This window comes from Sphingomonas sp. Leaf198 (assembly GCF_001424005.1).
Classification (GTDB): Bacteria; Pseudomonadota; Alphaproteobacteria; order Sphingomonadales; family Sphingomonadaceae; genus Sphingomonas.
In genome coordinates this window covers 228,057-240,287 of sequence record NZ_LMPX01000001.1, presented here as the reverse complement: position 1 = coordinate 240,287, position 12,231 = coordinate 228,057, and the positions used below count along the sequence as shown (strand labels likewise).

Annotated in this window: 13 protein-coding genes; 5 read left to right on the top strand and 8 right to left on the bottom strand. The window is 63.4% G+C overall.

All coding sequences use genetic code 11. The annotated features are described in order from the left end of the window. The first annotated feature begins 20 nt into the window (after window positions 1-20). A complete protein-coding gene (locus tag ASG20_RS01120; RefSeq protein WP_056047492.1) occupies window positions 21-1,016 on the top strand; it encodes a cell wall hydrolase in 996 nt (331 codons plus the stop codon). Between the two features lie 674 nt (window positions 1,017-1,690). Here ASG20_RS01120 and ASG20_RS01115 read toward each other — a convergent pair. From ASG20_RS01115 to ASG20_RS01085, 7 genes are all read right to left on the bottom strand, one after another. Further along, a complete protein-coding gene (locus tag ASG20_RS01115) occupies window positions 1,691-1,918 on the bottom strand; it encodes a hypothetical protein (protein WP_056047490.1) in 228 nt (75 codons plus the stop codon). 105 nt (window positions 1,919-2,023) lie between these two features. Next, complete coding sequence (locus ASG20_RS01110) at window positions 2,024-2,236, bottom strand: cold-shock protein (RefSeq protein WP_031394996.1); 213 nt, start codon at window positions 2,234-2,236, stop codon at window positions 2,024-2,026. 278 nt (window positions 2,237-2,514) lie between these two features. Further along, window positions 2,515-2,928 (bottom strand): glycine zipper 2TM domain-containing protein, encoded by a 414-nt coding sequence (locus tag ASG20_RS01105; protein WP_201780659.1) that lies wholly within the window; start codon window positions 2,926-2,928, stop codon window positions 2,515-2,517. A 73-nt stretch (window positions 2,929-3,001) separates the two neighbouring features. Then, window positions 3,002-3,445 carry a DUF3597 domain-containing protein gene (locus ASG20_RS01100; protein WP_056047488.1) on the bottom strand — a complete coding sequence of 148 codons (444 nt, stop codon included), beginning with the start codon at window positions 3,443-3,445 and terminating at the stop codon, window positions 3,002-3,004. Next, the gene (locus tag ASG20_RS01095; RefSeq protein WP_056047485.1) at window positions 3,442-4,737 is read right to left on the bottom strand and encodes a hypothetical protein; all 1,296 of its coding nucleotides are present in this window, start codon (window positions 4,735-4,737) and stop codon (window positions 3,442-3,444) included. Before ASG20_RS01095 ends, ASG20_RS01100 begins: the two co-directional genes overlap by 4 nt. Further along, on the bottom strand, window positions 4,734-4,976 hold the full coding sequence (locus ASG20_RS01090; protein WP_056047482.1) for a hypothetical protein: 243 nt from the start codon (window positions 4,974-4,976) through the stop codon (window positions 4,734-4,736). Before ASG20_RS01090 ends, ASG20_RS01095 begins: the two co-directional genes overlap by 4 nt. A 540-nt stretch (window positions 4,977-5,516) precedes the next feature. Beyond that, a complete protein-coding gene (locus tag ASG20_RS01085; protein WP_056047480.1) occupies window positions 5,517-5,846 on the bottom strand; it encodes a hypothetical protein in 330 nt (109 codons plus the stop codon). Between ASG20_RS01085 and ASG20_RS19235 the strand changes: the two genes are divergently transcribed. Both ASG20_RS19235 and ASG20_RS19230 read left to right on the top strand, forming a co-directional pair. Next, on the top strand, window positions 5,846-6,817 hold the full coding sequence (locus ASG20_RS19235; RefSeq protein WP_156363988.1) for a hypothetical protein: 972 nt from the start codon (window positions 5,846-5,848) through the stop codon (window positions 6,815-6,817). The two genes, ASG20_RS01085 and ASG20_RS19235, sit on opposite strands and share 1 nt — an antisense overlap. Next, window positions 6,810-7,946 carry a hypothetical protein gene (locus tag ASG20_RS19230; protein ID WP_156363987.1) on the top strand — a complete coding sequence of 379 codons (1,137 nt, stop codon included), beginning with the start codon at window positions 6,810-6,812 and terminating at the stop codon, window positions 7,944-7,946. Before ASG20_RS19235 ends, ASG20_RS19230 begins: the two co-directional genes overlap by 8 nt. 16 nt (window positions 7,947-7,962) lie before the next feature. Here ASG20_RS19230 and uvrA read toward each other — a convergent pair whose 3' ends face one another. Then, complete coding sequence (gene uvrA, locus ASG20_RS01080; protein WP_056047477.1) at window positions 7,963-10,857, bottom strand: excinuclease ABC subunit UvrA; 2,895 nt, start codon at window positions 10,855-10,857, stop codon at window positions 7,963-7,965. A gap of 179 nt (window positions 10,858-11,036) precedes the next feature. Here uvrA and ASG20_RS01075 point away from each other — a divergent pair, with 179 nt between their 5' ends. Together ASG20_RS01075 and ASG20_RS01070 are read left to right on the top strand one after the other, a co-directional pair. Continuing rightward, the gene (locus tag ASG20_RS01075) at window positions 11,037-11,540 is read left to right on the top strand and encodes an energy transducer TonB (RefSeq protein WP_056047473.1); all 504 of its coding nucleotides are present in this window, start codon (window positions 11,037-11,039) and stop codon (window positions 11,538-11,540) included. A 103-nt stretch (window positions 11,541-11,643) separates the two neighbouring features. After that, window positions 11,644-12,225 (top strand): hypothetical protein, encoded by a 582-nt coding sequence (locus tag ASG20_RS01070; RefSeq protein ID WP_056047472.1) that lies wholly within the window; start codon window positions 11,644-11,646, stop codon window positions 12,223-12,225. The last annotated feature ends 6 nt before the right edge of the window (window positions 12,226-12,231 follow it).

The following is a 12,231-nucleotide window of genomic DNA, read 5'->3' as shown; positions in this document are numbered from 1 at the left end:
AGATGCGAACATTTCGGCTGATGCGCCGCATCTGGTTGGGCATGGTTGCGGTGCTGTTGGTGATCGGCGCCGGGATGTCCGCGCAGGCCGCGCTGCGCGCCATCGCGCGCCACGGCGCGGTCGGGTCCGATCGCACCGATGCCTCGACCTTGCCGGGCGATACCGCTTTGCCAATGGCGTCGGACAAGCAGGAAACCGCGGCGCCGGCTGCTGGCGTGACCGGGACGATCGATCTTCCCGACCTGCCGATCCCTGCCGGTACGGCGATCGACGTCGGCATCGTCCCCGGCCGCCCGTTCTCGACGACCGGCATCTCGGCGATAGATCGTGGCCGCGCGGTGCAATGCCTGACCGCCGCGATCTATTACGAAGCGGCATCGGAACCCGATGAGGGCCAGCAGGCCGTCGCGCAGGTGATCCTCAATCGTACCCGTCATCCGGCATTTCCCGCGACCGTATGCGGCGTGGTGTATCAAGGGTCCGAACATGCCGGCTGCCAGTTCAGCTTCGCGTGCGATGGCGCGATGGCGCGTATTCCCAATCGCGCGGCGTGGATGCGTGCGGCGCGGACCGCGGGCATGGCGCTGTCCGGCTATGTCTACGCACCGGTCGGGCTGGCGACGCATTATCACACCTACGCGGTTACCCCGGCGTGGAACCGCGGCATGGTGATGACCGATGTCGTCGGCGCGCATTTCTTCCACCGATGGAAGGGGTATTGGGGAACCTCGGCCGCGTTCAGCCAGCATTATAGTGGCGGCGAACCCGTGCCGGGGCCGCACACCCCACTGGCACCGATCGCTCCGCCGACGCCGGCGATGATCGCGGCAGGCATCGCTGCGGCGGATACCGTTCCGACTCCGGGTGTCGCTGCTGTCTCGATGGCGTCGGTTCAGCGGGGCGCGATGTCCATGAAGTCCGCTACCCCTCCATCCGCGCCGGTTGCCGACGACATGCTGCCGCCCGAATCGCAGATTCTGGATCGTTGGAAGGATTCGGGGAAGCCGTTGAAATAGGGCCGACCGACACTCAGTGTGTTCGGGTGCGGCAGCGCCAAGATTGCTCCGTCGCTCGGTACTGTTCCGTGGTTATACCCATTGTCACCTAACCATCGTCATCCCCGCGGAGGCGGGGACCCATATGCTCACGCGTCGGCGAGCACTTCGCGAGGTTTTCCATTATGGGTTCCCGCCTGCGCGGGAATGACGACTAACTGCTGGAAAGTATGATCAGCGACTGACTCCGGGGCCCACCGTTGCGCGGACCAAATTCTATCGATTGGCGGCAGCGCGGATTCGGGAATCAAGCTCTCCTGGGCAAAGCCGAAGCCGCCGACATAACGCGCGAAAAGAACGGATTTGGCGGTTCAAACTGATTGTCGATCGGTTCCAGGCATCGACGCTTGGACCCGCACGATTTCCACCGCTTGGGGCGCAGGACCGTCCGACAGGTTGGCTATCAGGGACTGGTTTCCGGGCTAAATTTGCCCAATCCAGGAACGTTGGATTTCGCCGAATTGCGGGTACAGGCGGTTCTCTCGAGCGTAGCCGAAGGTCCGGTATGACGGGATCGAGAGAGCCCGGACTCAACCGGCCCTATGCGGCCACCTCTTGATACCGAAAAGCCCGGGCGCTGGTGGCACCCGGGCTGTTTTGCTTCGTGGATCGCATCGCGATGATCGCGGGTGCGCCTATTCGGCGGCGACCATCACGTTCATCATGTTCATGCGCTCGCCGCCGGGGGGTGCGGCTTCGCGGGCGGCGCGAAGGACCTGGGTGCGCTCGGCGCGCGAGGCCATCTCGTCCCAGGCCTTTTCGGCGCGGCGGCAGCGGTCGCGGACGTTGTCGAGGAGGGCGGCATCGCCGTTGCGACGCTCTTCATCAGCGCGGGCCCGGTAAAATTCTGGATTATCGGCCATGCTGGTGCGCTCCTGCGGGAAATTTCAAAGGGGTGATGCGGCGACCGTTATGGCCGCCGCATCGCAACCGAGATCAGGTTGGCGGACCGTGATCCGCCAGCGAAATCAATCGGCTGGCTGGAGGTTCACGGCCGACTGCTTGCCACGCTTGTCGGGCTCGAGCTCGTAGGTGACGCGCTGGTTCTGGTTCAGCGTCGGCATGCCGGCGCGCTCAACCGCGGTGATGTGCACGAATGCATCGTTGCCGCCGCCATCCGGCGCGATGAAGCCATAGCCCTTGTCGGCGTTGAAGAATTTTACGGTTCCGGTGATAGCCATGAGATGGCTCCTTCTTAGTATGGGGCAACCCGACGTTCGGGCGGCCCGTGCCGCGGAGCAGGGAAAGAAGGAGAAAGGTGCCGCAAAGCGCCAAGAACCGTCGATATGCGACTGTAGCTGAGCACCATATGGGCCAAGATCGCCAGAAATGCAAATCTTGCCGATAAAATGGCTCAAGAAACGCGTCGATTTACGCAACTAATATTTTCGCGCGCCCATCCCGAAGCAGCAATACTTCGCGATGACCGGCACCGATATTTCGGTGCCGGTCGAGCGGCTTAGCGGCAGCGGGTTTCGTTGCTGTTGCGATCGATGGCACGCCCGGCAAGCGCACCGCCGGCTGCCCCGAGCACGGTGCCGAGCAGGCCCGAACCACCCGGTGCGATGACGTTGCCGAGTACGCCGCCCGCGACTCCGCCGACGATCAGCCCGGTGGTGCCGTCGTTGCGCCGGCAATAATACCGGCCGTCGTTGCCGCGATAGACACGCTCGTTCGACGACAGGCGGCGCTCGCGGTAGCGGCGGTCGTCACGGTAATAGCGACCGGCGTCGTAGCCGTTGTAGGCGGGATCCGGCCGGTTGTAATCGTAGGACCGATAGCGCGGGTCGGCGCCGTAGCGACTGCCGCCGTCGCCGACGCAGCCGGCGACAAGGGTTGAGGCGGCCAGCAGGCCCAGCATCGCAACGCGCATTTCGTGTCCTTTCAGGGGATATCGAGAGCGTAATGATCGGCGCCGTGGTTTGGTTGCCGGCGCCTATCCCAGATCAGTCCTTGAGGTTGGCGGGCACGGTGCCGCCGTTCTTCTCCAGTTCGCGCATCACGGCCTTGATCAGCCACATGTTCATCTCCGCGCTGCCGTCCTTCGCGCCGGTATAGCCGAGCTCGGTGGCGAGTTCCTTGCGGTTGTCGAGGCTCGAATCGAGATCGAGCAGCTTCATCAGGTCGACGATCGAGGTGCGCCAGTTGAGGTCCGAACCCTTCTTCGAAGCGATGCCCGAGAGGACGGCCTCGACGTCGACCGCCTGGGCGGGCGCTGCGGGCGCGGCCTGCGGAGTCGGGGCGGCCGTGGTCGGCGCGGGCTGGGCTGCGGTGGTCTGCGGCGCGGGCGCTGGTGCGGGTGCGTCGGCCTTGGGCGTGCCGAAATGGCCGCTGCCGAGCGGGCCGTGCTCACCGAAGATGGCGGACTTGATCTTGCTGAAGATGCTCATGGGGGGTCTCCGTTGATGAGGCGTATGGCGGGAGAACGCCCGGTGGCGGATTTGGGTGCAGCGTCCGCCGGCGCCGGCGCCAGATCGGCCGCGACGTGCGACTGGCCGGGAACGGCGCTGGGCGAAGCATCGTTACCGGGTCCGCATTCGGGGTCGGGGTCGCTCGGGCGTTCCGGATCGAACATATCGGCGAGCGCCGCGACTCGCGCCGCATCGGTCGCGGCCACCGCGTCGACCTCGTCATCGCCGATCAGCCCGCAGTCGACCGCATAGCCGATGAACCAGCTGTCGCGGTCCGCGCCCTCGACGACGACCCGCTCGGCGGTCTCGCGGTCGCGCGGCGCGTCGAGGATGATCACCTCCTCCTCGGAACAGTCGCGGCTGTAATCGTCGTCGCCGAAATTGCTGCCGTCCTCTTCGTCATAGTCGCTCGGCGGTGGGAAGCGGGTGCGCCAGGCACAGGTGACGTCGTCCCACCAGACCGGGCATTCGCCGTCGGATCCGTCTGGCTCGATCGCCGGAAGTGCAGAAAGTGCAGACGCTGGAGCGGGTTTCGGGGGCACGGGTTTGGCGACGGGTTCGGGCGCGAGACTGAGCAGCCCGGCGGCCTCCGCGCGCGCCCATTGCTCGGCGGTCCAGCCTGCGCGGGCGGCGGGATCGAGATCGGCGACGTCGATCTCCGACGCGAGGCCGGCGTTGCTGCGAAGCCAGCGGTCGGCGCGGGCGAGCGCCACGATCGGCGCCATCCCCTCCCCTGCGTCGGAGGATCGGACACGCTCGCCGAGGAACAGGCCGGCGCGCGCCGGGCCGGCATCGCGCTCGACGAGGTCGAGGAACGCATCGAACTCGGTCGCGATCAGGCGTGCGGCGGCGTTGGTGGTCTCGCTCTCCTCGGCATGGCGATCGAGCCGGGCGAGCAGCGACATGGCGAGGCGGTTGTCGAAGCGGTGGCGTTCGATCACGTCGCCGTCGGGCTTCGTGAGACGCTCGATCTGGCCGACCATCGCGCGACAGAACAGCGCCTCGGCGACGATCGGCCGCGCGACGAGCTTGGCGGCGTCCCAGCCGAGCGCGAACGCCGCGCCCGATGCGCGGCGGCGCAGGCTGTACGCGGCGCGCGGCGACAGGCCGACGCTGGCGGTCGCCTCGTCGACGGTGGCGCCCTCGGCGATGCGTTCGAGAAAGCCGCGCTGGCGCTCGGGGGACCAGCCGTCGATGCGCTGGCGATTTTGCCGCGTGAAGGAGTCGATGGGTGGCGCGTCGACGCCTTGGTCCTGGAGAGCGGCGGTCACTTGCGCATGGTCCGGGCGAGCGCGGTCCAGCGGTCGCGATTGGCGGCGATCTCGGGCGATACGGGCAGGCGGTTGCCGATCCGGCCGGCGTCGACATGCGCTTGCCAGGCCATGACGTGGCGGACCGCGTCGGGAAGATGATCGGGGATCGGCGGTTCGTAGCGTGGCCTGGGGGCGGGGAGCGCGCGCGTTGCGATGTAGCATGGCGGCGGGTCGGCCGGGGTGGGTGCGTTCGCCATGATCGATCCTCGCCTTAAGAGAGGACCGATCAGGTATGCCGGATCGGGGTGTGTAGGACAGCGGTTTCGGGGGGGCCTCGTCCCGACGCCCCCCTTCGTCATCCTGACGAAAGTCAGGACCCAGGGTTACGGGGTATGGCGCTTTTGGCTCTGAGTCCTGACTTTCGTCAGGATGACGGAAAAGGGGGATGGAGGTTGGCGTCGGCAACGTGGGTTCGGCAACGGGGGCGTGACCGACTGGCGTGGCGCCCCCCCTCCCCGCGTCATACCGGACTTGTTCCGGTATCCACCGTTCCGCACGGCCGCCGCTATCGAGTTCGGGGAACCGTGGACCCCGGAACCAGTCCGGGGTGACGGAGCGAGCGTGGTGGCGACGGGATCAGCTTCGACCGTTGGGCTTTTCCGATCCTCCCGCGCCAGGGGGAGGTGGCACCGCAGGTGACGGAGGGGGGAGGACACGGGACGTGAGTGGTCGCCCCCTCCCCCTCCGTCTGGCAAGCGCCAGCCACCTCCCCCTTGCGGGGGAGGATCAGGAAGGCGTCAGCCGAGCGTCGAACCGCGATCCGCGGCGAACGACGGGGCCAGGCCGGTGGCGGGGCGGAGCGACTCGCGCTCGGCCTTGGTCGGGACCGCAGTGGGATCGGGGCGGAAGGCGTCCGGCGCGCGATCGGTCGCACCCGGGCGGGGCTTGTCGAGCGCGAGATCGGGCGCGGCATGCTCGGCGGGGTTGGCCTTCGAGCGCAGGAACACCGCCAGCAACGCACCTCCGAGACCGATCGCCGCGGCCCCGATCGACAGCGCGTTGATGCCGAACGTCTTGGCGTTTGGCTTAGGGCTGCGAGCGGGCTTGTGCGGGTGAGGCTTAGTCATTGGAATTATCCGATTGTTGGTTCGCAGCGCTCAACGAGCCGCGACGTTGGCATGTTCCGCGGGCGAACGTCGTCTTCAATGTCCGATTGTATCCGCCAACAGAATTGCTACAATTTTTTATGGCAGCTTATTCGCAGAACCGCTTACGGCAACTTCAAGGCTTGGTTACCATCGACGCATGGCATGAGGGTGTTCCTACTGAGGGGCACGTCGAACTGTATGCATATGTTAATTTTGATGAAGCCCGTTTGGGAGGGAAGGCTGGAGACGAGGTTGCGTTTCGCCTGTTGCTCAAGCGCGCTGAGCTACGTCTTCTTCAGTCCGAACCAAAATCATTTTCGATTGACCCCGCCAAGATATGGCGAGGAGACCAAGACACCTCGGGAACAACTAGCCGTTCGGTGGAGAAAAAACGCGCCCGATCTTCCGATGGATCCGCGAGCCTGACTATAAAGGAATCGCCCGAGCTAAGTCTGAAAGGCGGTAGAAACGAAAATACCGAATTAGTTGAAAAGCTGGAAGTTACGAACAATCGAACCCCCGCACCGATGACTGTTTCATTTCGACGACCTGACAAAAGTCAACCAAGCTGGGATGTCAAGCCGGGACCCGGAGCGCCAAGCCTGAACGACATGGCGTATCTTTTGGGACAACCCTGGCATGATAAAGATCGCCGTTTAATGGTGATGTACGTCAACACTAAACACGAACAGAACGAAATGCTGTCGTCAATCCGACTTTGCATCATATGCAAGCGTGAAGACCTTCATTTCTACGATATTATGACCAAAGATCGTAGCGGCAGATTTACAAAAATAGAAGACACGTCACCAAAACTGCTCGTCATACAGGAATACTTGCGATCTGCACTTTTGGCGGAAGGCCTTCCTGCCCCCGATATGGAAAGCCCGTTCTCTCCTATCTATCTTGGCGAAGCTATTTCTGAACCACGTAGACCTGATTATGACTGAATCAGCCTATTTCTGGGACCAAGAAATCATAGCAAATATTGCCCATGCTCAGACAATTCAGATTAAGCAACTCGCTCAAATCGCAGGAATATCCGTCAACGATATATTCCAATATGGCGATATATCTCGAGTAGACCTTCGAGGACAAGATTTGTCTGGAGTAGACCTGACCAAGGTAGATCTATCGACCTCGCTATACGATTCAACCACTATTATAGACGATCAACGCGCCCTTAGAGGTGGACAGGAAGCTTTGCTATTGGCAGTCGAAAACGCGATTAATAATGCGCGAGATCTGCCAAAAACCAAGGAACTATCGGCAAGACTACGGGGGCTCTTACTTCAAAGCTTAAGGGCCATATTTTTTATTGGGAGCAAAGAGGATTTTGGACGGGCTTTTTCGGCGCCGTTAGACGCCGATATACCCTTTGAAAACGCAAGGGTGTCAGGTGGTTATTACAAGCGCGACTCGCTGGTTATCAACAGCAATCCCGATCGCCCCGCCCTACAAACGTTTCTGGATTTTGTTGAAAGCACTACTCCGTCGTTGATGCGCGACTTGAACTCATCTCGCATACAATCTGCACAGCTAGAGTTACCGCTACAAGATGAGAACACGCCAACACCCGCCAAAATACCTGAATCGGTAAACTTAAACCGTATAATTCAGCAGTTCAAAAAACACGAAAAAGTCGGAGCGATCTGGCTTACAATCGATACCGATCTGAGCGATGACGATATCAAGAACATTCAACAGGACATCGCAAAAATACTTCGGCTAGGCATAAAGCTGAATTTCGTTTTTTTGTGCCCTGATCTAAAATTCCTGCATTCCGTGTGGCGCAAGAGCATGATCATTGACAGCGAAGTATCGGAATTTCGAACAGATTATTTTAGAAACCAGGGGATAGAAGGCTACCTTAGGAGCATTTGCGCATCCGTTCCCAACACTCTCAAGTATACATTTCCCGCAACCTCACTCCTAAACAGCCAGAGCGATGACTGGCTTTCAGCTAAAGATGTCGTCCGCTTAGCTACGAAAATTGCGATATTAAAATCCAGGAAACTTCCCATTGCGATTGGTATTCGCCATGTCCGCGATGCTACTCAATCAATCATTCAACGATAGATGAAACGTATCGCTGCTATCCCGTAACAACCCTCTTCTCCAGCAACGGCGCCAGATACTTCCCCGTAAAGCTTCCCTTCGCCTTCGCCACCTTCTCCGGCGTACCCTCCGCGACGATCTCGCCGCCCTTGACGCCGCCTTCGGGGCCCAAGTCGAGGACCCAGTCGGCGGTCTTGATGACGTCGAGATTGTGTTCGATCACGACGACTGTGTTGCCTTGCTCGACCAGCGCGTGGAGGACTTCCAACAACTTGCGCACGTCCTCGAAATGGAGTCCGGTCGTGGGTTCGTCGAGGATGTAGAGCGTGTTGCCGGTGGCGCGGCGCGAGAGTTCCTTGGCGAGCTTGACGCGTTGCGCTTCGCCGCCCGAGAGCGTCGTCGCCTGCTGGCCGACCTTGACGTAGCCGAGGCCGACCTCGACCAGCATCGCCATCTTGTCGCGGATCGGGGGGACCGCCTTGAAGAACTCGGCGGCGTCCTCGACCGTCATGTCGAGCACGTCGGCGATCGAATGGCCCTTGAACTTCACCTCGAGCGTCTCGCGATTGTAGCGCGCGCCGTGGCAGACGTCGCAGGTGACGTAGACGTCGGGGAGGAAGTGCATCTCGATCTTGAGCACCCCGTCGCCCTGGCACGCCTCGCAGCGGCCGCCCTTGACGTTGAAGCTGAAGCGGCCGGGCTTGTAGCCGCGCGCCTGCGATTCCGGCAGGCCGGCGAACCAGTCGCGGATCTGCGTGAAGCTGCCGGTGTAGGTGGCGGGGTTGCTGCGCGGGGTGCGGCCGATCGGCGACTGGTCGATGTCGATGACCTTGTCGAGATACTGGAGGCCGGTGATCTTGTCGTGCTTGCCCTGGACGATGCGCGCGCCGTTCAGCTCGCGTGCGGCGGCGGCGTAGAGCGTGTCGATCGTGAAGCTCGACTTGCCCGAGCCGGAGACGCCGGTGATGCAGGTGAAGGTGCCGAGCGGCAGGCTGGCGGTGACACCGCGCAAATTGTTGGCGACCGCGTTGTGGACGGTGAGCTTCTTGCCGTTGCCCTTGCGCCGCGTGGCCGGGACGGGGACTTCGCGCGTGCCGTTGAGATAGTCGGCGGTGATGCTGCCCTTCGACTTCAGGATCTGCTTCAGCGTGCCCTGCGCGACGACCTGGCCGCCGCGGACGCCGGCGCCGGGGCCCATGTCGATGATGTAGTCGGCGGTGCGGATCGCGTCCTCGTCATGCTCGACGACGAGCACGGTGTTGCCGAGATCGCGCAGACGGCGGAGCGTCTTGAGCAGCATGTCGTTGTCGCGCTGGTGCAGGCCGATCGAGGGCTCGTCGAGGACGTAGAGCACGCCGGACAGCCCGCTGCCGATCTGCGACGCGAGGCGAATGCGCTGGCTTTCGCCGCCTGACAGCGTGCCGGAGGTGCGGTCGAGGTTGAGGTAGTCGAGGCCGACATTGTTGAGGAAGCCCAGGCGCTCGACGATCTCCTTGAGGATGCGTTCGGCGATCGCGTTCTGCTGGTCGCCGAGATGCTGTGGCATGTCGGTGAAGAACTGGAGCGCGTCGACCACCGAGAGATGCGTGGCGTAGGAGATGTCCTTCATCGCGATCTTGACCGCGAGCGCTTCGGGTTTCAGGCGGGCGCCGCCGCAGACTTCGCAGGGCGCGGCGGACTGGTACTTGCTGAGCTCCTCGCGCATCCAGGCGGAGTCGGTCTGGAGCATGCGGCGGTTGAGGTTGCCGATGACGCCCTCGAACGGCTTCGAGACGTCGTATTTCTTCTTGCCGTCGATGAAGGTGAGCGTGACGGGCTTGCCCTTCGAGCCGTGCAGGATGGTGCTCTGGACCTCCGGCGGGAGGTCGGACCAGGGCGTCTCGATGTCGAACTTGAACTCGCGCGCGAGGCTGCCGAGGACCTGCATGTAATAGGGCGACGGCGGGTTGGATTTCGCCCAGGGCACGACCGCGCCCTTCTTGATGCTGAGCATGTGGTTGGGGACGACGAGGTCTTCGTCGAACAGCAGCTTCTCGCCGAGGCCGTCGCAGGCCGGGCAGGCGCCTTGCGGGGCGTTGAACGAGAACAGGCGCGGCTCGATCTCGGAGATGGTGAAGCCGCTGACCGGGCAGGCGAATTTCTCGGAGAAGACGATGCGGCCGTCGGGGGCGTTGTTGCCGAGGATTTCGGACTTTGGCGTGTGCGGCTCTACCGGGTCGGCGGGGTCGACATAGGCGAGGCCGTCGGCGAGCTTCAGCGCGGTTTCGAAGCTCTCCGCTAGGCGCGTGGCGATCTCGCCGCCTACTACCAGGCGGTCGACGACGACTTCGATGTCGTGCTTGTACTTCTTGTCGAGCGCGGGGGCTTCGTCGATGTCGTGGATCGTGCCGTCGATGCGGACGCGCGCGAAGCCCGCCTTCTGCCACTCGGCGAGTTCCTTGCGATACTCGCCCTTGCGGCCGCGGACGACGGGGGCGAGCAGGTACAGGCGCGTGCCCTCGGGGAGCGCCATGACGCGGTCGACCATCTGCGAGACGGTCTGCGCGGCGATCGGCTCGCCGGTGGCGGGGGAATACGGGATGCCGACGCGCGCCCACAACAGGCGCATGTAATCGTAGATTTCGGTGACGGTGGCGACGGTCGAGCGCGGGTTGCGCGACGTCGTCTTCTGCTCGATCGAAATCGCGGGCGAGAGGCCTTCGATGTGGTCGACGTCTGGCTTCTGCATCAGTTCGAGGAACTGGCGGGCGTAGGCGCTGAGGCTCTCGACGTAGCGGCGCTGGCCCTCGGCGTAGATCGTGTCGAACGCAAGGCTCGACTTGCCGGAGCCCGAGAGGCCGGTGATCACCGTGAGCGTGTCGCGGGGGATGTCGATGTCGACGTCCTTGAGGTTGTGCTCGCGCGCGCCGCGTACGGAAATCTTGGTCAGCATGAGGCTGGTTCTACTTCTGTTCTGATCGGGAAACTAGTGGGAGAGATAGGAATGCATGAGGCCGGGTGCCAGTTCATCCGGGACGATCGATTGCGGGACGGTCGTCATGGGGGCTCACCGGCTTGCCACCGGCGGGGTATTGATACGAAAGCTTTCCGACGCAGGCGTCGGGGAAGCGGATGACGCAGATGCCCGTCGACGCCGCGCTGTTCGAGGCACTTCCTCCCGACGCGGTGCTGCTAGTCGCGCCCGAGAAGATGCGCGGATGGAGCTTTACCCTGCCCAATGCGAAGGCGGCGTTCGAGGCGTTGGCCAAGTGCAATGATTCGACGGTCAAGCTGTGGGGGCTCGATCCGACCGAGCGATCGCGGATCGCGCAAGCCGCCGAGCCGAAACGCTCTCCGGGAGACTGGATCTCGACCAGCGACTACCCAATGTCGATCGTCAGCAAGGGCGCGCAGGGCACGACGACGATCCTGTGGACGATTGGTCTGGATGGCCATGTCGCCGATTGCCGAACCGTGGTGTCGAGCGGCGAGGTCGAGCTCGACAAGGCGGCGTGCCACGCGATCGTCGCACGCGGGCGCTACAGCCCGGCGCTCGGCTTCGACGGCAAGCCGATGATCAGCCATGCTTCGCGCAAGGTAATGTGGCGACTGCCGGGGACGTGGTCCGGCAAGTAAGCGCGGCTCCGGTGTCGACCAGAGGACCGGCGCCATCGGGCTTGCGATCCTAAATCGGTGTATTATCTTTGTCGTACACATTGCGAACGGCACAGAGGACGACATGGGCAAGAAGAAGGACGAGCGTAAACGGCGCGAGCGCGAGGTGGAGATCGACATGCGCGCGGGCGGGCATCACGCGGGTGAGCCAGACGGCGGCGGGCACAAGCGCCACAAGCATGACGATGGCAAGCATGACAGTGGCAAGCAGGGTGGCGGCAAGCATGCGGGTGGGGCGCCGTTCGCCGGGATCGCCGCGACGATCGCACGGCAGATGGGGACGCCGGTCGGGCGGCAGATGATCGCGGCCGGGCTGATGGCCGCGGCGACGGCGATCTCGAAGCACGACGCGAAGGCGAATGCGCGGCCGACGCCGCCGACACCCCCTTCCCCGCCCTCGCCTGCCGCACCCTCGCAACAGGCTGAGCCTGGTGCGTCGAAGGTGGAGCCGGACGTGGCGGCAGAGACGGCCAAGCCGCAGGGCAATGGTCCGTTCGCCGGGGATACGCCGGAGCCGCCGCGGAGCGAGAAGACCGCGTTGCCGCCCGAGTTCGCCAAGGTGCTGGACTCGGTGACGGTAGGGCTGGAGCGGTTGTTCGTCGGGTTCGGCAAGCCGACCGGGAAGAAGGATCCGCCGGCCGCTTGACCGTGC

Coding starts and splice junctions, on each gene's coding strand:
- uvrA (WP_056047477.1), bottom strand. CDS start 10,857: ATGCTGACCAAGATTTCCGTACGCGGCGCGCGCGAGCACAACCTCAAG.
- ASG20_RS01110 (WP_031394996.1), bottom strand. CDS start 2,236: ATGGCTATCACCGGAACCGTAAAATTCTTCAACGCCGACAAGGGCTAT.
- ASG20_RS01085 (WP_056047480.1), bottom strand. CDS start 5,846: ATGACTAAGCCTCACCCGCACAAGCCCGCTCGCAGCCCTAAGCCAAAC.
- ASG20_RS01070 (WP_056047472.1), top strand. CDS start 11,644: ATGGGCAAGAAGAAGGACGAGCGTAAACGGCGCGAGCGCGAGGTGGAG.
- ASG20_RS01090 (WP_056047482.1), bottom strand. CDS start 4,976: ATGGCGAACGCACCCACCCCGGCCGACCCGCCGCCATGCTACATCGCA.
- ASG20_RS01115 (WP_056047490.1), bottom strand. CDS start 1,918: ATGGCCGATAATCCAGAATTTTACCGGGCCCGCGCTGATGAAGAGCGT.
- ASG20_RS19230 (WP_156363987.1), top strand. CDS start 6,810: ATGACTGAATCAGCCTATTTCTGGGACCAAGAAATCATAGCAAATATT.
- ASG20_RS01100 (WP_056047488.1), bottom strand. CDS start 3,445: ATGAGCATCTTCAGCAAGATCAAGTCCGCCATCTTCGGTGAGCACGGC.
- ASG20_RS01120 (WP_056047492.1), top strand. CDS start 21: ATGCGCCGCATCTGGTTGGGCATGGTTGCGGTGCTGTTGGTGATCGGC.
- ASG20_RS01075 (WP_056047473.1), top strand. CDS start 11,037: ATGACGCAGATGCCCGTCGACGCCGCGCTGTTCGAGGCACTTCCTCCC.
- ASG20_RS01105 (WP_201780659.1), bottom strand. CDS start 2,928: ATGCGCGTTGCGATGCTGGGCCTGCTGGCCGCCTCAACCCTTGTCGCC.